Genomic DNA, 22,253 nt, shown 5'->3' on the forward strand with positions numbered 1-22,253 from the left:
TGTGCCCGGTGAACAAAAATCCCGGGCCCGTCAGGCCCAGCCGACGGAGCGTTCCACCGCCCGGTTCCACACGGCGAAGGCGGCGTCCCGCTCCTCCTCGGAGGCCTGCGGGAGGTAGGTCCGGTCCTCCTGCCACAGCGCGCGGATCTCCGCGACATCCTCGAAGTAGCCGACTGCGAGCCCCGCCGCGTAGGCGGCGCCGAGCGCCGTGGTCTCGGGGACCTTCGGCACCGTCACCGGCACCCCCAGCTGGTCGGCCTGGAACTGCATGAGCAGACTGTTGACCACCATGCCGCCGTCGGCCTTCAGACCGGTCAGCGGCACCCCGGAATCGGCGTTCATCGCGTCGACGACCTCCCTGGTCTGGAAGGCGGTGGCCTCCAGCGCGGCCCGGGCGATGTGCGACTTGTTGACGTACCGGGTCAGTCCCACGATCACCCCGCGGGCACTCGGGTCCCAGCGGGGTGCGAGCAGACCGGAGAACGCGGGGACGACCACGCAGCCGCCGTTGTCGTCCTCGGCGCGCGCCAGGTCCTCGATCTCGTCGGAGGAGCGGATGAGGCCGAAATTGTCGCGCAGCCACTGCACCAGTGAGCCGGTGACCGCGACCGAGCCTTCGAGGGCGTACACCGCGTCGGCGTCCCCGATCTGGTAGGCGACGGTGCTGATCAGACCGTGGTCCGAGGTCTTCGGTTCGGTGCCCGTGTTGAGCAGCAGGAAGTTTCCGGTGCCGTAGGTGCACTTCGCCTCACCCGGCTCGGTGCACGCCTGCCCGAACGTCGCGGCCTGCTGGTCGCCGAGGATCCCGGCGATCGGCACCCCGTTGACCGGGCCCGACCGGCGGACCTTGTCGATGACCCCGGAAGAGCTGACGATCTCCGGCAGCAGGGACATCGGCACCCCCATCGCCGCGCACAGCTCCGGGTCCCAGGTGCGGGTCCGCAGATCCATGAGCATGGTCCGGGACGCATTGGTGACGTCGGTGACGTGGCGGGCCCGGTGCCGTTGGCTGCGTCCGGTGTGGCGGGACCGGCGGGTGAGTTCCCACACCAGCCAGGAGTCCATTGTCCCGAAAGCCAGTTCGCCGTGCTCGGCACGCTCCCGGACCCCGGGGACGTTGTCGAGGATCCACCGGATCTTCGGTCCCGCGAAGTAGGTGGAGACCGGCAGCCCGGTCCGGTCCCGGAACATCTCCGCCCGGCCGGTGTTCTCCAGCTCATCGCAGATGTCCGCGGTGCGCGTGTCCTGCCAGACGATCGCGTTGTAGACCGGCTCACCGGTCTCGCGGTCCCAGATGACCGTCGTCTCCCGCTGGTTCGTGATCCCCAGTGCGGCGATGTCCTCGGTGCCGATGTCGGCGCGGGCCACGGCGTCCGCGATGACGCGCCGGGTGTTCAGCCGGATCTCCTCCGGGTCGTGCTCGACCCAGCCGGGGCGGGGGAAGATCTGGCGGTGTTCGAGCTGCCCGACCGAGACCACGGCACCGTCGGCGTCGAAGACCATCGCGCGGGTGGAGGTGGTGCCCTGGTCGAGGGCGAGGAGGTAGCCCCGGCCGTGACGGTCGGTACGGAAGCGGGCGAACAGGTCGGCCATCGTTACCGGATCTTCAGCAGCGGCTCGGACTTCTTCACGCCGTCACCGGCGGAGACATGGATCTCGTCGACGATGCCGGCCTTGTGCGCCTTCACCGGGTTCTCCATCTTCATCGCCTCGAGGACGAGGACCCGGTCGCCTTCGGCGACCTCCTGGCCGGGCTCGACGAGCAGTTTGACGACCGTGCCCTGCATCGGCGCGGCGATCTCGTCGCCGGAGGCGGCGGCACCGCCGGTGCCGGTGGTGCGGCGGGCCGGACGCCGCTTGGGGCCGCCGGTACCGATGAGGTCGGCGGGGACGGCGACCTCGATGCGGCGACCGTCGACCTCGACGGTGATGCGACGGGTCGGGGCGGGGGTCTCGTCACCGACGGGGGCGGTGTCTTCCCCGTCCCACGGCTGCAGCGGGTTGTCCCACTCCTCCTCGATCCAGCGGGTGTAGACGTCGAACCCGGCGACGTCGGCAGCGCTGGTTGTCCCGGCACTGTCGGCACCGTCGGCGAGCTCCGGGGCGAACGCCGGGTCGGTGACCACCGCCCGGTGGAAGGGGATGACCGTCGGCAGACCCTCGACGAGGTACTCGTCGAGTGCCCGGGCGGAGCGCTGGAGCGCCTCGGCGCGGGTCTCCCCGGTCACGATGAGCTTCGCCAGCATCGAATCGAACTGGCCGCCGACGACGGAACCCTGCTCGACCCCGGAATCCACCCGGACGCCGGGGCCCGCGGGCTCGCGGTAGGTGGTCAGCGTGCCCGGGTGGGGGATGAAGCCGGCGCCCGGGTCCTCGCCGTTGATACGGAACTCGAAGGCGTGGCCCCGCATCTCCGGGTCGGTGGTGCGGGACAGCTCCCGGCCCTCGGCGATGCGGAACTGCTCGCGGACCAGGTCCCATCCGGTGACCTGCTCGGTGACCGGGTGCTCGACCTGCAGCCGCGTGTTGACCTCGAGGAAGGAGATGAGTCCGTCGGCGCCGACGAGGAATTCGACGGTCCCGGCGCCGTGGTAGCCGGCGGCGCGCAGGATGTCCCTGGACGAGGACCGGAGGCGGGCGTCCTGCTCCGCGGAGAGGAACGGGGCGGGGGCCTCCTCGACGAGCTTCTGGAAGCGACGCTGCAGGGAACAGTCCCGGGTGGAGGCGACGACATAGTTGCCGTGCATGTCGCCGAGGACCTGGCACTCGACGTGGCGGGCCCGGTCGAGGTACCGCTCGACGAAGCACTCACCGCGGCCGAAGGCGGCGGTGGCCTCCCGGGTCGCGGACTCGAAGAGCTCCGGGATCTCCCCGAGCGTGTGCGCGACCTTCATGCCGCGGCCGCCGCCGCCGAAGGCGGCCTTGATCGCCACGGGCAGGCCGTGGGCACGGGCGAAGGCGACGACCTCGTCGGCGTCCGCCACCGGTCCGTCGGTACCGGGCGCCATCGGGGCACCCACCTGCTCCGCGTAGTGCCGGGCGGTGACCTTGTCGCCGAGCTCCCGGATGGCGGTCGGCGGGGGGCCGATCCAGATCAGACCCGCGTCCTCGACCGCCTGCGCGAAATCGGCGTTCTCGGAGAGGAAGCCGTAGCCGGGGTGGACGGCGTCCGCGCCCGAGCGGACGGCGGCGTCGATGATCTTCACCGTGTCCAGGTAGCTGTCCGCGGCAGTCCGGCCGCCGAGCGCGAACGCCTCGTCGGCCATCCGCACGAACGGTGCGGTGGCATCCGGTTCGGCGTAGACGGCGACCGTGGCGAGGCCCTCGTCGCGTGCGGCACGGATGACTCGGACCGCGATCTCACCGCGGTTGGCGATGAGTACCTTGCGGATTCTCCGGGTTGCTGCCGGGACTGACGGCACTGACTTCTCCTCACTCACGACAAAACAGCTGATGCAAAACTCTAGAAACGCTACTACGGCGGCCATCGGCCGGGCCAGCCCGCCCGTTAGCCGGCATCGGCAGGCCCGGACGGAATCAGTCGACGGCGATCGGCATCCGGACCATGTTGCCCCACTCCATCCAGGACCCGTCGTAGCACCGGACCGTGTCCCAGCCGAGCAGGTGGTGCAGCACGAACCACAGATGTGCGGCGCGTTCCCCGGCGTGGCAGTAGGTCACGGTGGAGACGGTGGCGTCCAGCCCGGCGGCGGTGAGCATCGCCTCGATCTCCGACCTGGGGCGGAACCGGCCGCTCGGGAGCACCGCCGCATCATGGCGCAGGTTCACCGCGCCCGGGATGTGGCCGGCCCGGCTGACGGGTCCGGTCGGGCCGGTCGTGCCACCGTCCCCGGCGCCGTGGAACTCGTCCGCGTCCCGCAGGTCGATGATCTGCAGGTCCGGTGTGCCGGTGAGGTGCTGGTCGACGGCTTCCCGGACCCGGTCGACGAAGACCCGGAAGGTGGTGTCGTCGCGCTCCACCACGGGGTAGCCGGACGTCGGTGCCGGTGGGGCATCGTAGGAGGTCTCCCGTTCCTCCTGCATCCAGGCGTCCCGGCCGCCGTCGAGGAGGCGGACATCCGGGTGGCCGAAGAGCTCGAAGACCCAGAACGTGTAGGAGGCCCAGAGATTCCCCTCGTCGCCGTAGATGATGACCGTGTCATCCCGGGAGATTCCCTTCTCGTCCATGAGACGGGCGAACGCGGCCCCGTCGACGAAGTCGCGGGTGACCGGGTCGCCGAGATCGCTGTGCAGGTCGATGCGGATGGCGGTGGGCAGGTGCCCGATGTTGTAGCGGATCGGGTCGGAGTCCGACTCGACCACCTTCAACCCGTGCCCGCCGAGTTTCGCACCCAGCCAGGAACTGGTCACCATCTTCTCCGGGTGGGCGTACTGTGCCAGCTGTGGGCTGGGGTCCAACTCGATTCCCATGGGTGGGGATACCGCCTTTCGTCTCGTCACCGTGCATTCTAGCCGCCTGCGGGGGTGCCGGATGCGGCGACCGCGCCACGGCGGCGGGCGGGAATGCCGGGAATGTCAGCGCCAGAATTCGTGGATGTCATGTCCGGCCGCTGCGGCGGCGCGCCGGACCAGCGGCAGAGACAGCCCGATGACGCTCGACGGGTCGCCCTCGATCCGGTCGATGAACCAGCCGCCGAGGGCTTCCAGGGTGAACGCCCCGGCACACTCCAGGGGTTCACCGGTCGCCGCGTAGGCGGCGATGTCGGCGTCCGAGGCGTCGGCGAAGTGCACGACGGTTTCGCTGACTGCGGTGCGGACTGCGCCGCCGTCTTCCGGGGTGGTGAAGGCGTGCCCGGTGACCAGGGTGGCGCTGCGGCCGCGCTGGGCCCGCCACCGTGCCACCGTGCGGTCGACGGTGTGCGGTTTCCCCTGCAGTTCGCCGTCGAGCAGCAGCATCGAGTCCGCGGCGACGACGAGGGACCCGGCGGGGATGTCCCCGGCGAACTGGTCGGTGACCGCGCGGCTCTTCGCCGCCGCGAGGTGACTGACCACCTGTGCCGGCGTCGGATCGGCCACGCGGGAGCGCAGCTCGGCCACGGCGGCGTCCTCGTCGACCCCGGGGACGAGGACCAGCGGTTCCACGCCGGCGGCGCGCAGCACGGACAGCCGGGACGGGGAGGAGGACGCCAGGACGATGCGGGGCCGGTCTGATCGCTCAGGCAGCTCAGGCACGGTAGCCGCCGGGGTTGAAGGTGGCGGGACCGAACAGCTGCTCCGCCGGGGTACCCCAGGTGCCCCGGTTGCTGCGCCGGGCGGCGAGGCGGGCGGTGGTGGCGGGGGAGAGCGTCGCCGACGAGGCCGGGTCGGCCGCGGCGACGGCGGAGAGTGCGGCGACGACGGCCGCGAGCTCGGTGTCGGTGGGGGCACCGCGCAGGACGGTGACGGGCAGGGTCGACGGGGTCGACGGCACTGCCGGGGAGGTGGACGTGACGGTCATGTGCGGTTCCTTACAGCGGCAGGTTGCCGTGCTTGCGCGGGGCGGACTGGACGAGTTTGCGCTCCACCAGCGCCAGGCCGTCGATGAGGCGACGCCGGGTCTCCGACGGCGGGATCACCATGTCGACATAGCCGCGTTCCGCGGCGGCGTACGGGTTGACCAGCGTGCTCTCGACCTCGTCGAGGAGGGAGGCGCGCAGGGCGTCGACATCCTTGCGGCGTCGCTCGGCCTTGGCGAGGGTCTCGGCGTGCACCGCGGAGACGGTGTTCTCCGCGTCCGCGTTGGAGATCTGGGCGGTTGGCCAGGCGTAGACGAGGTCCGCGCCGATGTTCTTCGAGCCCAGCGCCACATAGGAGGTGCCGTAGGCCTTGCGGGTCACGACCGTGACCATGCCGACGGTCGCCTCGGCCACCGCGTACAGCAGCGGGGCGGACTGCCGCAGCAGCCCGGCCCGCTCTCCGTCGACACCGGGCAGGAAACCGGGCGAATCGACGACGAAGACGAGGGGGAGGTTGAAGGCGTCGCAGAAGCGGATGAACCGGGCGGCCTTGCGGGCGGCGTCCGCGTCGAGCGCACCGGCGAGGACGAGCGGCTGGGTGGCGACCACTCCGACGCTCCGGCCGTCGACCCGGGCGAACGCGGTGACCACGTTGCCGGCGAAGTCGGGCTGCAGCTCCAGCAGACTGTCCGGGTCGACGACGCCGGCGAGCACGTCGTGGACGTCGTACCCGCCGAGCGGGGAATCGGGCAGCAGGGTGTCCAGGGCGGCGGTGTCCGGGGCAGCGTCCGGGGCGGTTCCCGCCGCCTCGACGACGGGGGCGGGCGCCCGGTTGTTCGCCGGCAGCTGGGCGAGCAGGTCCCGGACCGTGGCCAGTGCGTCACTGTCGGAACTGACGGCCAGATGCGAGGTGCCGTTGGCCATGAGGACATCCGCGGACCCCAGTTCGGCGGCGGTGGTCTCCTCGCCGACGACCTGTGCGGTGGTCTGCGGGTCGGTGAGGTAGAGCGCCCCGGCGTCCCGCACCGTGACGACGAGGTCGGCCAGTGCCGGCTGGTGGGCCTCGGTGCCCGCGGTCGGCCCGGCGATCACCGAGATCTGCGGCACCACTCCGGACAGCTGCGTGCGCAGCCGGTACAGCCGGGCGGCGGTCCCCAGCGAGACCACACCCTCCTTCACCCGGCCACCGGTCGAGTCGTGGATGCCGATGAGCGGCACCCCGGAGCGCAGCGCGAGCTCCATGACCTTCACCAGCTTCTCGCCGTGGGTCTCGCCGACGGTGCCGTCGAAGACCGTGGCGTCCTGCGAGAACACGCAGACCTGACGACCGTCGACGGTGCCGTACCCGGTGACCACACCGTCGGTGACCGGGCGTTCCCGGTCCAGGTTGAAGGAGGTGGAGCGGTGACGGGCGAGGGCGTCGATCTCGGTGAACGAGCCGTCGTCGAGCAGCCCGGTGACCCGCTCGCGGGCGGTGAGGCGCCCGGCGCCGTGGACGGCGGCGACGGCATCCTCACCGGCGGGGGCCGCGGTCTCCGCGAGCCGGGAGCGCAGGTCGTCTAGTTTCCCGGCGGTCGTCGCGAGGTCGGGGGAGGAGGACGGGGCGGAGCTGGCAGTCATGGGCTTCAGTCTAAGAGCTTTCGGGTCGCAGATCGATGGCGGGCTAGTCTGGTCGGCATGAACGACGCGACCACGGCCGATGTTAACGGACCAGGGACCGGGGATTCCCGACATCCCGTCAGCGCGGCGGCGGTCGCCGCCCACCTGACGGACACGCCGCTCACCGTGACCTGGGTCGAGCACACCGGATCGACGAACAGCGACCTCAGCGCCGCAGCCGGACGCGGCGAGGTCGCCGACCGGACTGTCCTGCTCACCGAACGGCAGGACGCCGCCCGCGGCCGCCTCGGCCGACCGTGGACCGCGCCCCAGGGGTCGCAGACGATCCTCAGCGTGCTGCTGCGCCCGGACCCGGCGACCGAACCCGTCGACCCCGAACGGTTCGGCGAGCTGCCGCTGTTCATCGGCGTCGCCGCCGCCGAGACCGCCCGGGCCTACGGGGTGCCCGCCGGCCTGAAGTGGCCCAACGACCTGGTCGTGCCGGACGCTGTGCCGGACGCCGCACCGGGCGCGACCGGGTACCGCAAACTCGCCGGTATCCTCGTCGAGGCCGTCACCGTCGACCCGCCGACCATCGTCGTCGGTATGGGCCTCAACGTGTCGATGACCGCCGCCGAGTTCGCGGCGGCCGGCCTGCCCGCCGCCACCTCGCTGATCCTCGCCGGCGCCGAGATCCCGGATGCGGCGACCCGTGCCCGGTTCACCGCCGACCTGCTCCGCAACATCGTCGGGGTCGACCGTGCCTGGCGCGCCGGGGGAGAGGCGTCCCGCGCGGTGCGGGACCGGTACCGGGCCCTGTCGGAGACCCTCGGCGCCCGGGTGCGCGCCGAACTGCCCGGCGACCGGGTCCTCACCGGCACCGCCGTGGACCTGGGGCAGCACGGCGAACTGGTGCTGCGCACCGACGGCGGGGAGACGGTCACCGTCACCGCCGGCGACGTCACCCACCTGCGTCCCGCCGCCGACGGGCGTTAGGGGTCCCGCGCAGTGCCCAAGATCAGGTTCGCCCCCGACGAGCAGATCCTCGCCGAACTCAGCCCGACCCGCCGCAGTACCGTCATGCCGCTGGTCGAACTGGTGCTGCTCACCGGCATCGCCTGGTTGGGGATCGGACTGCTCGACGCGCACCTCGCACACATCGCCGAGACGACCCTCGGCTACGTCCCGGAGAACATCACCCGCGTCCCCGAGCTCGTCGCCGACGGCGGTGCCACCGCCACCGTCTGGGGCCGCCGCCTCCTGCTGCTCGCCTGGGTCTGGCTCGCGTGGCGGCGGTGCGGCCGGTTCCTGCTGTACCGGCAGCGGTCCCGCATGATCCTCACCGACCGGCGGCTGATCACCGCCACCGGCCACCTGCGCAGCAGGATCGGGGAGATCCCGCTCGACCAGATCGGCGACGTCACCCGCCGCGGCACCACCGTCGACGTGTGGCCGCGCGGCGGCGGCCGGCCGCTGCGGCTGACCGACGTCCCCTTCGCCGCCCGTTTCACCCGCATGGTCAGCGACCGGATCGTGCCGTACGCCCGCCCGGTATACTGACCGACCGTGAGTGAAACCGCGCCTGACACAGCTGACACAGCAGATACCGCAGATACCGCGAACCCGGATCTCCGACTCGCCCGACCGGAGGCCCACGCCCCGGACATGCCGCTGGTGACCGTCATCGGTGACGGCCAGCTGGCACGGATGATGCAGCAGGCCGGCATCGAACTCGGCCTCACCGTCCGCCTCCTCGCCGGCTCCGGCGGTGCCTCCGCCGCCCAGGCCACCGGCGACGTGTGGCTCGGCGACTACACCGACGAGACCGCCGTCCGCGCCGTCAGTGAGGGAGCAGACGCGGTCACCTTCGACCACGAGCACGTGCCCAACGGCTTCCTGACCGACCTCATCGCCGAGGGCGTGAACGTCCAGCCGCAGCCCACCGCCCTGATCAACGCGCAGGACAAGCTCGTCATGCGGCGGCGGATGCGGGAGATCGGCGCCCCGGTGCCGCCGTTCGCCGAGATCCTCTCCGTCGCCGACGGGGACGGGTTCTGGGACGCCACCGACGGTGCGGTCTGCCTCAAGGCCCGCCGTGGCGGCTACGACGGCAAGGGCGTGTGGTTCCCCGCCACCCGCGAGGAGAACTCCGACCTCGTCGCCGAACTGCTCGACCAGGGTGTGCCGCTGATGGCGGAGAAGAAGGTCACCCTCGTCCGGGAACTGTCCGCCATGGTCGCGCGCACCCCCTCCGGGGAGACCGCCTCCTGGCCCGTCGTCGAGTCCGTGCAGGCTGACGGCATCTGCTACCTGGCCGTCGCCCCGGCACCGGTCGTGTCGGAGGCGCAGGAACGGGTCGTGGCGCAGGCTCATGCGCTCGCCCGCGACGTCGCCGCCGAACTGGGGGTGACCGGGGTGCTGGCCGTCGAACTCTTCGAGACCGTCGACGCCGCCGGCCAGCCCGAACTCATCGTCAACGAACTGGCGATGCGCCCGCACAACACCGGCCACTGGACCCAGGACGGGTGCGTGACCAGCCAGTTCGAGCAGCACCTGCGGGCGGTGCTCGACCGGCCGCTGGGGTCCACCGAGCTGACCGCCACCACCACCGTGATGGCCAACGTGCTCGGCGACCCGGTGGCGGATCCCGCCCAGCCGATGCCGGCACGGATGGACGAGGTCTGGCGCCGCTTCCCGACGGCGAAGATCCACCTGTACGGCAAGGAGTGGCGTCCCCGCCGCAAGATCGGGCACGTCAACATGTCACTGCCCCTCGGCGTCCCCGCCACCGCAGACAATGTCGAGGCACTGCGGCGGGACGCCCGCCTCGCCTCCGACTACCTCGTCACCGCAACCTGGAAGGACCAGTAGAGAACATGGCCGCAACGGCAGAGAACACCGGACCGCTCGTCGGGATCGTCATGGGGTCGGACTCCGACTGGCCCACCGTCGAACCCGCCGCCGAGGTCCTCGCGGAATTCGGCATCCCGATGCAGGTCGGCGTCGTGTCCGCGCACCGCACCCCGGAACGCATGATGGAGTACGCGCGGACCGCCCACGAGCAGGGCGTGGACGTCATCATCGCCTGTGCCGGCGGCGCCGCCCACCTGCCGGGCATGGTCGCCGCCGCCACCCCGCTGCCGGTCATCGGCATCCCGCGGGCGCTGAAGAACCTCGACGGACTCGATTCGCTGCTGTCGATCGTCCAGATGCCCTCCGGCGTGCCGACCGCCACCGTCTCCATCGACGGGGCGAAGAACGCCGGCCTGCTCGCCGCCCGCATCCTCGGGACCGCCTACCCGGCCCTGCGGACCCGGATGCTGGCCTACCAGCAGAAGATGCACGACGAGGTGCTGGAGAAGGACCGGCGCCTCAAACAGAAGCTCATGGGGGAGTAGCGCGGCGGTGATGTCGTGATCTCGGGATCCGTCCTGGTCAGTGTCCTGCTGATCCTGCTGGCGGGAGTGACCGCCTGGAGCGTGAAGACACGGTCACGGTGGGCCGGCAACGGGTGGCTGATGCTCGCCCTGGCCGAACTCGCCTGGCTGTGGATGCTCGTCATCGCCGGCGGGGTGGGGGTCGCCGGCTGGCTGTGGGTGACGTTCGCACTGGTTCAGGTGTTCCTTGTCGCCGTCGGGGTGCTCGTCGCCCGGTGGATGGGGGACGCCCTGCCCGGTGTCGACGGTCGTGGCTGGTTCCACCTGTCGACGGTGGTGGCCGCCGCCGGGGCGTTCAGCCTCGGTATCGGTGCGGTCGTCCTGCTGGTGCGCTGTTGGCGGGGCCTGGCGGACGGGGCACCGCAGGGCAACTCGGACGGGCTGGTGGCGCTGATCGTCCTCGGGGTGGTCGGCCTGCTGGTGTGGGCCGCCGGCGTGTTCTCCCTGCTGAAGTTCGTCCGGGACGTCCGCCGGGGGCGGCACCGTGCGGTGCCCCGGCGGGCGGACGCCGTCATCGTCCTCGGCGCCGGGCTGGTCCACAACCGGGTCAGTCACCTGCTGGCGTGCCGGTGCGACCGGGGTGCGGACGCCTGGTGGACCCTGACCGCGGCGGCGCCGGCGTCCCGCGTGCCGCTCATCGTCACCGGCGGACGCGGCGAGGACGAGCCCTGCACCGAGGCGGAGGCGATGCACCTGTACCTGTCGCAGCGGGGGATCCCGCGCGGGGCGGTGCTGGAGGAGGACCGGGCGACGGACACCACGGAGAACCTGCATTTCAGTCTCGACCTGCTGGCCGAGCGTGGGGTGCGGGATCCGCATGTGGTGGTGTGCACCTCGGATTTCCATGTGCTGCGCACGGAGCGGATCGTGGAGATCCTCCGGGCGGAGCGGGGTGCGGCCGGGCGGCCGTTCGCGGCGGTGGTGCTCGGTGCGCCGACGCCGAAGCCGTCGATTCCGGCGTCCTATCTGCGGGAGTTCGTCGCCCTGACGATCCACCGGCTGCTCGGCCGGGCGTGACGGGCTGACGGGCCAGACGGAGACTGGCTGGCGCAGTCCCCGGTAGGCTCACGTGCCGGCTGCCGCGCTGACCTTCAGCGTCGGCTCTCGTACCGTGCCCCGCCTCCCCGTCTGCCGACCTGCCGACCTGGCGAAGTATTACCAGGGGCGCCCGGTAGCACTTTTCGCGACCTGGCCTTTTCCCGGGATCTGCGCGGAAATCCGGCGATGACCCGGTAACACTTCCGGCGCCGTCGGTTGGTGCGTTCCCGCTGAGCTTGAGCCCGCCCCCTCAGCCCTCCCCCTCAGCCCGTCCCTCGGTCCGGTCCTCAGCTTGAGCCAGGTGGACTACTGCAGATGTCGGTTTTACGAACCGAGGGGTCATCCACGTCCCGGGGTGGTCGGGTTCACGAACCCAGGTGCGGTCTCAGGACCGAAAATTCGACCTGTCGGTTCGTTCCGTGGGAATCCGGGTCAGTGTATCCACGGCGTCCCCGGGAAGTCCTGGTCGAAGCACCCCCGGTTGAAGCATACCCGGTCGACCTAGTCGTAGGTGCGCCACGTCCGCCAGGCGAGCCAGGTGAGCACCAGCAGCACCAGCAGCAGGATCGCCGGGCCGACCGACGGGGAGTCCCGGAACATGTTCCACACCGCCTGGACGAGCGCGAGGACATCGAAGACGGCGAGGAAGCCCAGGGCGGACTCCCACATCATCCGGCGGCGCCGGGATTCGGAGGCGTCGGGATGTGGCCGGTCTCCTGCGGCCACTACTTCACTCCGCCGGCGGTCAGACCGGAGACGATCCGCCGCTGGAACACCAGCACCATGATCACCAGCGGCACGGTGACGATCGCCCCGGCGGCCATGACGGCGGCATACGGGTACTCGTAGGCGTTCGCGCCGGAGAACCGGGCGATCGCCACCGTCACCGGTTCCGTCGCCGTGGTGGACAGCTGCTTGGCCAGCATGAACTCGTTCCACGTGTTGATGAAGGCGAGGATCGCGGTGGTGAACACCGCGGGGGCTGCCAGCGGCAGGATGATCTTCCGGAACGCCAGGCTGCGGGAGGCACCGTCAACTCGGGCGGCCTCCTCCAGCTTCCATGGCAGTTCCCGGAAGAACGAGGTGAGTGTGTAGACCGTCAGCGGCAGCACGAAGGAGATGTTCGGGATGATCAGCGCCTGGTAGGTGCCGATCCAGCCCAGGTCGCCGAACAGCTGGAACAGCGGGGTGACCAGGGCGACACCGGGGAACATCGAGGCGCCGAGGATGATTCCGGTGACGAATCCCTTCCCCCGGAAGTCGATGCGGGCCAGGGCGTAGGCGGTGAACACGCCGACGACCAGGGCGATGGCGGTGGTGGCGGCGCCGATGATCAGCGAGTTGCCGATCGAGGCGAGGAAGTTGTTGCCCTTGTCGGTGGCCAGTGCCTCGGAGAAGTTGGCGAGGGTGAGGTGACTGGGCAGCGGGAAGGTGTCGAAGGTGTGCGACTTGTCGCGGAAGGCGGTGACCAGCATCCAGTAGAACGGGGCGAGCGCCCAGACGACGATGACGATCACGCCGAGGTAGTTGCCGACGGTGCGGCCGAGGGAGTGTCGGGTCCGGTTCACTGTGCGTCCTCCTTCTTGCGCAGCGACCAGCGTCGCTTCTTCCCGTTCTTCCCGGACGCCGTGGGCATGTTCTGGGTCCCCGCCACATCAGCACCGAGGAACTTCACCATGATGAAGGCGACGGCGAAGATGAGCAGGAAGATCAGGGTGGAGATCGCCGAGGCGGAGTTGAAGTTGCCGCCCTGCATGTCCTCGATGACCAGCTGGCTGAGCACGGCGGTCGGCGAGTTGGAGGAGCCGCTGATCATGATGACCGGCAGGTCGTACATGCGCAGGGCGTCCAGCATGCGGAACAGGACCGCGACCATGAGGGCCGGCTTGACCAGCGGCAGCGTGATCTTCGTGAACTGCTGCCAGCGGGAGGCGCCGTCGACCCGGGCGGCCTCGTAGACCCCGGCGGGGACCATCTGCAGTCCGGCGAGGATGAGCAGCGCCATGAACGGGGCGGTCTTCCACACGTCGGCGATGATCACCGCGAATCTCGCGGCCCACGGGTCGGTCGTCCAGGCGACGTCGAGTCCGGTGAGGGAGTTGACGATGCCGTCGGGGGCGAACATGAACTGCCACAGTTTCGCGGTGACGGCGGTGGGGATGGCCCAGGGGACCAGCACGGCGGCGCGCAGCAGGCTGCGGCCGACGAAGCTGCGGTTCATCACGGTGGCCATCCAGAGACCGAGGACGGTCTCGAGCGCGACGGTGACGACGACGAAGAACAGGGTGACGCGCAGGGCGGGCCAGAAGTCCATGGCCAGGTTGCCCGGGGCACAGGTCGAGACGGTGCCGTTGGGGGACATGCAGCGCTGGGTCAGCCAGTACAGGTAGTGGTCGAAGCCGGCGAAACCGCCGTCGACGAACATGCCCGTGGACTTGTCCAGGTGCCGGTCCGACTGGAAGGACAGGTAGACCGCCCGGACGACCGGGTAGCCGATGACGACCGCCAGCAGGGCCATGCTGGGGCCGACGAGCCACACGGGCCGGAAGTCACGCTTCTTCGGTGTCTTCGTTGTCGTTGTCGTTGCCACGGTGAGTCACCTTACGTCAGGGGAGGAACTGTCCGGTCCTACTCGGTGACGTTGCGGATCGCGGAGTCCATGTCGGCGGTGGCGGTGTCCACGTCCTTCTTCCCGGTGATGGCCGCGTAGCCGTTGTCCTGCACGGCCTTCGACAGCTCGTCGTAGTTCGGGGAGACCGGGCGGGGCTTCGCGTTCTCCAGGGACTGCTTCAGCGCCGGCAGGTAGGGCTGGTCGGCGATGAGCGACTGGTCGTCGTAGATGGAGGACAGCACCGGCGGGAAGGACGCCTCAGCGAAGGACTTCTGGTTGTCCTCGTTGATGATGAACTTCATGAAGTCCAGGGCGGTCCCCATGTGCTTGGAGTTGACGTTGATGCCGTTGTTGTAGCCGCCGAGGGTGGAGACCCCGGTGCCGTCCTTGGCGACGAGCGGCTGGACCTCGACCTTGCCCTTGGTGGCGGCACCGTCGGCCTGGGACTCGGCGTACATGTACGGCCAGTTGATGGCCATGGCCGTCTTGCCGCCGGTGAAGGACAGGTTGGTCTCCTCCTCGCTGGCGGCGGTGGAGGACGGGGCGATGGTCTTGTCCTTGTAGGCGTCCACGAGGGCCTGCAGGCCGGCCTTCGAGGCGTCCGAGGTGACGGTGGGGCGGCCGTCCTCACCGAGGATGCCGCCACCCCAGCCGTCCATGAAGTTGCCGGTGTTGATGGTGACACCCTCGTACTGCTTGAGCTGGGTGGTCAGGCAGTCCTTGTTCTCCTCGACGATGGCCTTGCAGGCCTCGACGACGTCATCCCACTTCTGCGGGGCGTCCTTGACCTGGTCGGTGTTGCGGTAGAGCAGCTGACCGTTGGTGTTCTGCGGCAGGGCGTAGAGCGTGTCGTTGTAGGTCGCGGACTGCACCGGGGCGTCCAGGATGCCGTCGGTGCTGGTCGCCAGATCGCCGGTGAGCGGGGCGAGCCAGCCGTTCGCGGCGAACTGGGCGGTCCAGATGACGTCGAGGGCCATGACGTCGTACTCGTCGGAACCGGACTGCAGCGACTTCACGAGCGTGTCGCGCTGGTCGCCCTCTTCACCGGCGAGCTCCTTGAGCGTCACCTTCTCGTCGGGGTGGTCCTTGTTCCACGCCTCGATGACCGGGGTGAGCTTGTTCGTGTCGTTCTTGCCCATCGCGAAGGTGATGGGGCCGTGGTCGGTGTTGATGTCACCGCCGGATCCGTCATCGTCGGAGGAGCAGGCGACGAGTCCGGTGGTGAGACCGGCGGCCGCGAGCGTGGCGAGCAGCTTCTTGGGCAGGGTGGCCATGGGATGACCCCTTTCAGTGGGCGGGAACCTCTGTCGACGTCGCCGGGGGCACTCGCTCCCCGGGTCCTTCGGGACAGTGTAGTGACCCCGGCGGACAGACGGGGGCATTGGTGACGGTTCACCGGAGTTCCGGACGCCCGTTTCGGGGGTGTGGAGGGGTGGCCGCAGCTCAGGCGGGCGCGACCGCCTGCCCGTCGGCGTCGAAGAAGTACAGCCGCGCCCCCTCACTGAGCGTGAAGGTCACCGACCCGCCGACCGGCGGCAGCGTCCCCGGGTGGTCCTGGGTCCGGGCCGTGACCTGGCCGTAGGGCGTGTCGGCGTAGACGTTCGCGTCCGCCCCGAGCTCCTCGACGAGGGTGACGGTGCCGGTGAGACCGGGGGCAGCTCCACCTGCGGCCTCGCCGGGGGTGACGGTGAGGTGCTCCGGGCGGACGCCGACCCGCACCGCGCCGGCCGGGCCGGTCACACCCAGCTCGGGGACGGTCCCGGCCGTGCCGTCGGGGGTGTCGAGCAGGTTCATCGCGGGGGAGCCGATGAAGCCGGCGACGAAGTCGTTGACCGGGTCGGTGTACAGGTTCTGCGGCGTGTCCACCTGCTGCAGCTCGCCGTCCTTGAGCACCGCGACCCGGTGCCCCATCGTCATCGCCTCGACCTGGTCGTGGGTGACGTACACGGTGGTGACGTCGAGGTTCTTCTGCAGCGTGACGATCTGCGCACGGGTCTGGACGCGCAGCTTGGCGTCCAGGTTGGACAGCGGCTCGTCCATGAGGAAGACCTTCGGCTCCCGGACGATCGCCCGGCCCATCGCCACCCGCTGCCGCTGGCCGCCGGAGAGGTCCTTCGGCTTGCGGTCGAGGAACTCGGTGAGCCCCAGCAGTTCGGCGGCGTGGTCGACCCGCTCGGCGATCTCCGCCTTCGGCCGCTTCTTGATGGACAGCGCGAAGCCCATGTTCTCCCGCACCGTCATGTGGGGGTAGAGGGCGTAGTCCTGGAAGACCATGGCGATGTCCCGGTCGCCGGGTTCGGTGCCGGTGACGTCGCGGCCGCCGATGGAGATCGTGCCCGCCGCCGTCGGCTCCAGTCCGGCCAGTGCCCGCAGGATGGTGGACTTGCCGCAGCCCGACGGGCCCACGAGCACGAGGAACTCCCCGGCGGCGATGTCGAGGGAGAGGTCCTTGACCGTCGGGGCGTCCGCACCCGGGTAGCGGATCTGTACGTGATCGAAGACGACGTCAGCCTTGGTTGCCATGGTGGAGGATCATACCGCAGGCTGATCCCGCCCCGCGGGCATGCGCCGTAAGGTGGGGCGCTGTGACTGAGTCCCCGGTGGTGCAGGCGGGCCCGGGTCCCTTCTGGCGGGACCGCGGGTTCTGGGTGCAGGCTGTCATCCAGTCCGCCCTGTTCCTCTTCTTCGGGGCGGTGGACCTGGCGAGCCGCGTCAACGTCGACGACCATAGCGACCACACCGTCACCGCACTGCTGCTCATCGCCGGGTACGGCATCACCTTCGTCGGTCTGCTGCTGCAGCGCCGGCGGCCGGAACCCGGTCTCGCCGTCGTGGCGGTGGGGCTGGTGACCGTCGCGGCGAGCCTGTCGGGCATCTATGTACTGGCGGCGGGCATCGTCGGCTACGAGGCGTGGTTCATCTCCGGGTTCATCCGGTTGCGCCGTCGACTGTGGCTGGGCGTCCTGCTCGTCGGTGCGGTGACGACGGCGGTGCTTGCCGTGCTCTCCCCGGTCAAGGGCATCGGCTGGGGCGGAGCGCAGGGTGCGGAGGAGCTCTACGGGGTGGCGCCGACTGTCCGGGAGACCGCGGTGGCCCTGACGGTCCTGACGGTGCTCATCCTGGTCTCCGTCGCCCTGTGCTGGCAGCTCGGCCTGGGCGTCCGGCACCAGCACGAGCGCATCGAGAACCTCGCCGCCCGCGCCGAACTCGCCGCTGTCGCCGAGCGCAACCGCATCGCCCGCGAGATGCACGACATCGTCGCCCATTCCCTCACCGCCGTCATCGCCCAGGCCGACGGTGGCCGCTATGCGGGGAAGAAGCACCCGGAGAAGGCCATCGAGGCACTCGACACGATCAGCTCCACCGGTCGGGAGGCGCTGGCGCAGATGCGGCAGCTGCTCAGCGTGCTGCGGGAGGACGACTACCGGGACGTCGGCGCGGCGCCGGGTGTCAGCGGGGTGCCGGCGCTGGTGGCGGACGCCCGCCGCTCCGGGCTGCGGGTCTCCTCGGAGACCGTCGGGACGCCGCGGGAGATCTCCGCCACCGTCGGCCTCACCGTGTACCGCACGGTGCAGGAATGTCTGACCAACGTGCTCAAACACGCGGGCCGGGTGGAGACGGCGCTGGTGCTCGACTGGTCGGTGCCCGGAGCTCTCACCATCCGGGTCGACAATGCCCCCGGCACCGGACTGGTGGACGCTGCCTCCCCGGCCGGCAGTGTCGGCGGACCCGGTGGCCAGGGGCTCGCCGGCCTGTCCGAACGGGCCCGGATCCACGGCGGGTCCGCCACCTGGGGACCGTCGGAGGTCTGGCCGGGCGGGTGGCGGGTGACGGTTATGCTGGCGGTATGACCGGACACATCACCGTCGCCCTGGCCGACGACCAGCAGCTGGTCCGCGCCGGGTTCGCCATGGTGCTCGACTCGCAGGACGACATCGACGTGGTCTGGCAGGCCGCCGACGGGGCGGAGGCGGTACGGTCCGCCGCGCAGCAGCCGGTGGACATCATCCTCATGGACGTGCAGATGCCGACCCTCGACGGGATCGCGGCGACCCGGCAGATCGTGGACGCCGGGGTGACCGGCCCCGGTGGGGAACCGACCCGGGTGGTGGTGCTCACCACCTTCGACAACGACGAGTACGTGATGAACTCCATCGCCGCCGGGGCCAGTGGTTTCCTGCTCAAGGACGCCGACCCGGAGGAACTCATCGACGCGGTCCGGACGGTGGGGGAGGCCTCGGCGGTGATCTCGCCGAAGGCGACGGCGCGGCTGCTGCGGCAGGTGCGGGAGAGCGGCCCTGTTCCCGCGGCACCTGTCGTACCGGGGCCCGATGATGATCTCGGACTGGTCGATCCGTTGACCCCGCGGGAGCGGGAGATCCTGGTGCTCATGGCGACCGGGTCCTCGAACCAGGAGATCGCTGCGCGACTGTTCGTCTCCCTGCCGACGGTGAAGACGCACGTCGGTAGGGTACTGGCGAAGACCGGCTCGCGGGACCGGGTCCACGCGGTGCTCTTCGCCTTCCGGTGCGGGCTGGTGGATCCGGGGTCGGTGCTGGACGGGGAGTAGCGGGCTGCGTGGCGGGCCTGTACATCGGCCGGGACGGCCCGGGGAGTTACACGGGGGGGTGATATCCGGGGTGGGAGAAGTCGATGGGTGAGGGCGGTTCCGGAGGGGTTCTGAACAGGAAAGACATGTGAAGATATGCATTTTTGAAAGATGGGAACGGAAATTAATGATGTGTCACATATGTGCATTTATTGCATAACGACGTATTTTCTCTGCTATCTTCCCTCGGGTGTCTACCTGTAGTCCACACTCCAGGTAGTCCGTTGACGATTCAAGAAGAAACCGACAGTGCCGCTGACCTGCGTATGCGGCTGGTCAGTGGCGCGCATAGCCGACAGGACCCTCACGACCGTGGGCACGCACCCCTTGAACAACACCGGAGTGACCCTGAGAGCGGGGGTGAGCAGCACCGGTACCGGGAGGCACCGTGCTGTCTCCCACACCCGTCGTGGGGCAGCTGTGGTGATCGGCACTCTGGGCGTCTCCGGTATCGGCGCCTCCACTGCCACCGGTGCCGGCGCGGACATCGTGGACTACCTGCCGTGGCCGGCCCAGGTGTCCGGTGGGGAGGTCACCCTGGGTGACCGGGAGGAGTCCCGTACCACCGCCGACGGGTGGGTGCTGCATGCAGGGAAGACCAACGAGTCGCTGTACCTTTCCCCGGCGTTGGACGGTGGCCTGTCCACCGGGGAGTTCTTCGGCACCCTCGACGGGCGGGTGTGGATCGACGGGGACGGGGCCCCGGAACTGACCGGCGCGTTCTTCGAGACGGGATACCAGATCGGCTGCGGTGTGGATATCGCCGGTGGCGTGTCGGCGCAGGCCGGCTTCACCCAGGGGGTCGCACCGCACGCCGATGCGGGCATCACCGGTGGACCGAGTGCGAATGTCGCACTGCCGGACATCGCGGGGATGCAGGCCGGGGCAGATGCCACCGCGACGATGCAGGCGGGGGTCGACGGGAAGGCGGAGGCGGACCAGAACTTCACCGCGCAGCTGAACCCGGGGTCGGTCACCGATGTGCCGCTGGTGTCCCAGCCGCTCGATCCGGAGTTCAAGCGGGCTGCCGCCGGGTTCACCGGTGCGCACCTGCAGATCAACGGATGCCTGGGGCCGGTGAGCGTCCGCTCCTATGTCACGGTCACCTCCACGTCACCGACGTCGACTGATGCGGTCAGTGTCTACGGCGACGCCCGCCGGGTCCGCTGACCATTCCGCTTTGTCGACATCTCGTCGACATTTCTTCTGCCTGGAGGTTGAACTACATGCTCTCTCATTCTTCCCGTGCACGTCGGTGGCTGACCCGGGGTGCGGTGGCCACCGCCGGCATCGGTATCGTCGCCGGGGCGCTGGCCCCGGCGGCCTCGGCCGCGAACAGCTCCACCATCCCCACCGGCAGTCGTTTTGACTGCCGGGTGTACGACGACCTGGTCGCCGGCCCCCTGCGAGCCGGAGAGACCTTCGGCGACTGCCGGCTTCCCGCCGGAGCATTCGTCGCAGGAGGCCCGGGGACCGCGGACTCCTACTCACTCGGTCAGGTCTTTCTGCCTGACGGCGCCAGCTATTCCGCCTGGATCGACAAGGTCTGGTGAGCGGCACAATGACAACGTCAACAACGTCAACGGCAACGACAGCAACAACACCGGTCACCCGTCCCGCGGACCAGGATGACCAGTCTCCTGCCCGGGTCGATCCCGCTCCTGAGTCCGCCGATTCCGCGGTGGGGGTGCCGGTCGCCAAGATCATCGTCGGAGTGTGCATCGTCCTGGCCGGACTGTGGTGGTCCTGGCAGCGCTTCGCCACACTCGGCCATGGCGAGTACGTGTACACCATGTTCGGCTACATGCTGGTGATGATGCTCGGTGGTGGACTGCTGGCCAACGGGGTGATCACCATCGTCAAGCAGATCCGCGACGGCATCACCGGTGGCAAAGAAGATACTGCGTCCGAAGCATCCGGACCCCGGGAAGGCACTCGGTGAACGGCACAGCACCCCTGAGGTTCCGACTGGCCGCGGGTGCGGCCATCGCAGCGTTCGGGCTCCTGGCACTCGCCGGGGTGGTCGGCGTGCTGACCGCCCCGGAGACGTCCGCGCAGGAGGCCCCGGAGTGGGTCACCGAAACCCCCGAGCAGCGGTGCGCAAGGCAGACTGCTGAATGGGACGCCTCCATGGAGGCCGCGTGGCGGGCCGCTCATCCCGGTCAGGAACCCGGTCCGGGTGCCTGGCCGCCGTACATCTGCGTCGACGTGCCTACCCCCGATGTCCCGGTACCGCCTGTGCCGCCGGTCGGTGGTGGATCGGTGACGGTCGGTAACCCGCCGGGGCGTGAACACCAGTGGGACATCCGCGGCGATGAACCCAGCGAGTACCGGCAGGACATGCGCCTGGGATCCGCCCGCGACCACCGCACTGCACCGCAGGCCGGTACGACCGCAACGTCCGGTCGCAGGGCCGGTGATTCCGCCCGATCCAATGTTCCTCTGCCGTCGGGGTGGTCGACGACCGCCACCGACAGTGAGGGCAACCCCCGTGACGTGCGGGTGGTGGACACCGAGGACGGTGTCCTGGTCGTTGATCCGGAGGGTCGGGCGACCGGTGATGTTCTGGTCACTGATCCGGACACCGGTGAGTCCCGGCTGGAACACCGTGACGGTGTGAGTGGCCATGAGATCGGCGCGCCCGAGGACAGGGAGAATAGCGGCGGCGGGTCTGGTGGTCCGGCAGAACCGCGTGCAGACAATTCAGCCGGTGCGGCGGCCGCCGGTGGCGACGAAACGGGTGACATTGATCCGGCAGTGCCGGTGGGTGTCGCCGGTGCGCTGGCCGGCGGGTTCGTCGCGGTCCGGGGTAACCGGGGATTCCGTAATGGTCGGGGTGGCTCCGGTCGCTCTCAGCCTGGCACTCTGCCTGGCTTGGATGCTGCCCCGCGGGTGACGATCAGTCATCTCACCGGTGCCGAGCAGACCATCTTCGCGCTGCTGTCGCCGGCGTCTGACCACACCCAGGAGTTCGACCTGAACATCCCCGAGGGCGGACACGCTGAGATCCGACCTGACGGTGGCGTTGATGTCCTTGATGCTGACGGCACTCTGGTGCGTCAGGTCGCTCCGCCATGGGCGTTCGATGCCCGGGGTATCCCGCAGCCCACGTGGTTCACGATCGATCCGGAGACCGGGAACCTTGTCCAGCACGTTGCCCCGCTGGAGGGGGCGCTGTACCCGATCATTGCAGACCCGGCGGAAGAGATCGGGTATGAGAAACCCTCAGACGGCAGTGGTGCTCCCCCCCCGCTGCTCCCGACGGCTTCGAGTATGTGCCGAATGATGTGTGCACACCTGACTATCCTTACGGCTACTGGAGTTTGCAGGAGAGACAAAAAGAGGAGTCTCCGTCGGACTATGTGGGTTCCGAAGAGCAACGGCAAGACAATAATGCTCTTGCGGCTGCTTCGACAGGAAACAACAATCCTGCTGACATCAGGGCGCAGCAAGAAGCTGACGAGGTAAGGGCGGCGGAAGCTCAGGCTCTGATTGCGGATGGA

At 69.7% G+C, this 22,253-nt stretch carries 22 protein-coding genes; 11 read left to right on the forward strand and 11 right to left on the reverse strand.

Features of this window, described 5'->3' with window-relative positions:
* Nucleotides 1-30: 30 nt before the first annotated feature.
* From glpK to FSW06_RS13575, 6 genes are all read right to left on the reverse strand, one after another.
* Complete coding sequence (gene glpK, locus FSW06_RS13550; RefSeq protein ID WP_010119756.1) at nt 31-1,593, reverse strand: glycerol kinase GlpK; 1,563 nt, start codon at nt 1,591-1,593, stop codon at nt 31-33.
* Nucleotides 1,594-1,595: 2 nt separating this feature from the next.
* The gene (locus tag FSW06_RS13555; RefSeq protein ID WP_010119754.1) at nt 1,596-3,422 is read right to left on the reverse strand and encodes an acetyl/propionyl/methylcrotonyl-CoA carboxylase subunit alpha; all 1,827 of its coding nucleotides are present in this window, start codon (nt 3,420-3,422) and stop codon (nt 1,596-1,598) included.
* 115 nt (nt 3,423-3,537) lie between these two features.
* The gene (locus tag FSW06_RS13560) at nt 3,538-4,431 is read right to left on the reverse strand and encodes a sulfurtransferase (RefSeq protein ID WP_010119750.1); all 894 of its coding nucleotides are present in this window, start codon (nt 4,429-4,431) and stop codon (nt 3,538-3,540) included.
* Between the two features lie 105 nt (nt 4,432-4,536).
* Nucleotides 4,537-5,193, reverse strand: coding sequence for a nucleoside triphosphate pyrophosphatase (locus FSW06_RS13565; RefSeq protein ID WP_010119747.1), 657 nt, complete (start codon nt 5,191-5,193; stop codon nt 4,537-4,539).
* Complete coding sequence (locus FSW06_RS13570; RefSeq protein ID WP_010119745.1) at nt 5,186-5,458, reverse strand: acyl-CoA carboxylase epsilon subunit; 273 nt, start codon at nt 5,456-5,458, stop codon at nt 5,186-5,188. Before FSW06_RS13570 ends, FSW06_RS13565 begins: the two co-directional genes overlap by 8 nt.
* A 10-nt stretch (nt 5,459-5,468) precedes the next feature.
* Nucleotides 5,469-7,076 carry an acyl-CoA carboxylase subunit beta gene (locus tag FSW06_RS13575; RefSeq protein WP_010119743.1) on the reverse strand — a complete coding sequence of 536 codons (1,608 nt, stop codon included), beginning with the start codon at nt 7,074-7,076 and terminating at the stop codon, nt 5,469-5,471.
* A 57-nt stretch (nt 7,077-7,133) separates the two neighbouring features.
* Between FSW06_RS13575 and FSW06_RS13580 the strand changes: the two genes are divergently transcribed.
* The 5 genes from FSW06_RS13580 (at nt 7,134) to FSW06_RS13600 (ending at nt 11,509) form a co-directional block, all read left to right on the forward strand.
* On the forward strand, nt 7,134-8,051 hold the full coding sequence (locus FSW06_RS13580; protein WP_010119741.1) for a biotin--[acetyl-CoA-carboxylase] ligase: 918 nt from the start codon (nt 7,134-7,136) through the stop codon (nt 8,049-8,051).
* Nucleotides 8,052-8,063: 12 nt separating this feature from the next.
* Nucleotides 8,064-8,615, forward strand: a complete 552-nt coding sequence (locus tag FSW06_RS13585) for a hypothetical protein (RefSeq protein WP_010119740.1) — start codon at nt 8,064-8,066, stop codon at nt 8,613-8,615.
* Between the two features lie 105 nt (nt 8,616-8,720).
* Nucleotides 8,721-9,926 carry a 5-(carboxyamino)imidazole ribonucleotide synthase gene (locus FSW06_RS13590; RefSeq protein ID WP_010119738.1) on the forward strand — a complete coding sequence of 402 codons (1,206 nt, stop codon included), beginning with the start codon at nt 8,721-8,723 and terminating at the stop codon, nt 9,924-9,926.
* 5 nt (nt 9,927-9,931) lie between these two features.
* A complete protein-coding gene (gene purE, locus FSW06_RS13595) occupies nt 9,932-10,453 on the forward strand; it encodes a 5-(carboxyamino)imidazole ribonucleotide mutase (RefSeq protein WP_010119737.1) in 522 nt (173 codons plus the stop codon).
* A gap of 15 nt (nt 10,454-10,468) precedes the next feature.
* A complete protein-coding gene (locus tag FSW06_RS13600; RefSeq protein ID WP_010119736.1) occupies nt 10,469-11,509 on the forward strand; it encodes a YdcF family protein in 1,041 nt (346 codons plus the stop codon).
* 522 nt (nt 11,510-12,031) lie between these two features.
* On the opposite strand, the gene FSW06_RS13605 is transcribed toward FSW06_RS13600, so the two are convergent.
* From FSW06_RS13605 to FSW06_RS13625, 5 genes are all read right to left on the reverse strand, one after another.
* Complete coding sequence (locus FSW06_RS13605) at nt 12,032-12,256, reverse strand: hypothetical protein (protein ID WP_010119735.1); 225 nt, start codon at nt 12,254-12,256, stop codon at nt 12,032-12,034.
* Nucleotides 12,256-13,098 (reverse strand): carbohydrate ABC transporter permease, encoded by an 843-nt coding sequence (locus FSW06_RS13610; RefSeq protein WP_010119734.1) that lies wholly within the window; start codon nt 13,096-13,098, stop codon nt 12,256-12,258. Before FSW06_RS13610 ends, FSW06_RS13605 begins: the two co-directional genes overlap by 1 nt.
* Complete coding sequence (locus FSW06_RS13615; protein ID WP_050801953.1) at nt 13,095-14,048, reverse strand: carbohydrate ABC transporter permease; 954 nt, start codon at nt 14,046-14,048, stop codon at nt 13,095-13,097. Before FSW06_RS13615 ends, FSW06_RS13610 begins: the two co-directional genes overlap by 4 nt.
* Before the next feature lie 110 nt (nt 14,049-14,158).
* Nucleotides 14,159-15,415 carry an ABC transporter substrate-binding protein gene (locus tag FSW06_RS13620; RefSeq protein WP_010119732.1) on the reverse strand — a complete coding sequence of 419 codons (1,257 nt, stop codon included), beginning with the start codon at nt 15,413-15,415 and terminating at the stop codon, nt 14,159-14,161.
* A gap of 169 nt (nt 15,416-15,584) precedes the next feature.
* Nucleotides 15,585-16,664, reverse strand: a complete 1,080-nt coding sequence (locus FSW06_RS13625) for an ABC transporter ATP-binding protein (RefSeq protein WP_010119730.1) — start codon at nt 16,662-16,664, stop codon at nt 15,585-15,587.
* Between the two features lie 62 nt (nt 16,665-16,726).
* On the opposite strand from FSW06_RS13625, the gene FSW06_RS13630 reads away from it, so the two are divergent.
* The 6 genes from FSW06_RS13630 (at nt 16,727) to FSW06_RS13655 (ending at nt 22,218) form a co-directional block, all read left to right on the forward strand.
* Complete coding sequence (locus tag FSW06_RS13630; RefSeq protein ID WP_010119728.1) at nt 16,727-17,992, forward strand: sensor histidine kinase; 1,266 nt, start codon at nt 16,727-16,729, stop codon at nt 17,990-17,992.
* Entirely contained in the window at nt 17,989-18,711 is a 723-nt protein-coding gene (locus FSW06_RS13635; protein ID WP_010119727.1) for a response regulator, read from the forward strand. Before FSW06_RS13630 ends, FSW06_RS13635 begins: the two co-directional genes overlap by 4 nt.
* A gap of 462 nt (nt 18,712-19,173) precedes the next feature.
* Nucleotides 19,174-19,920 carry an MspA family porin gene (locus tag FSW06_RS13640; protein ID WP_139024423.1) on the forward strand — a complete coding sequence of 249 codons (747 nt, stop codon included), beginning with the start codon at nt 19,174-19,176 and terminating at the stop codon, nt 19,918-19,920.
* A 56-nt stretch (nt 19,921-19,976) separates the two neighbouring features.
* Complete coding sequence (locus FSW06_RS13645) at nt 19,977-20,303, forward strand: hypothetical protein (RefSeq protein ID WP_029449214.1); 327 nt, start codon at nt 19,977-19,979, stop codon at nt 20,301-20,303.
* An 8-nt stretch (nt 20,304-20,311) separates the two neighbouring features.
* The gene (locus FSW06_RS14650) at nt 20,312-20,692 is read left to right on the forward strand and encodes a hypothetical protein (protein ID WP_211354171.1); all 381 of its coding nucleotides are present in this window, start codon (nt 20,312-20,314) and stop codon (nt 20,690-20,692) included.
* Nucleotides 20,689-22,218, forward strand: a complete 1,530-nt coding sequence (locus FSW06_RS13655) for an RNA-binding protein (protein ID WP_139024422.1) — start codon at nt 20,689-20,691, stop codon at nt 22,216-22,218. Before FSW06_RS14650 ends, FSW06_RS13655 begins: the two co-directional genes overlap by 4 nt.
* Nucleotides 22,219-22,253 lie beyond the last annotated feature (35 nt).

Source organism: Corynebacterium nuruki S6-4 (assembly GCF_007970465.1).
Lineage (GTDB): Bacteria > Actinomycetota > Actinomycetes > Mycobacteriales > Mycobacteriaceae > Corynebacterium > Corynebacterium nuruki.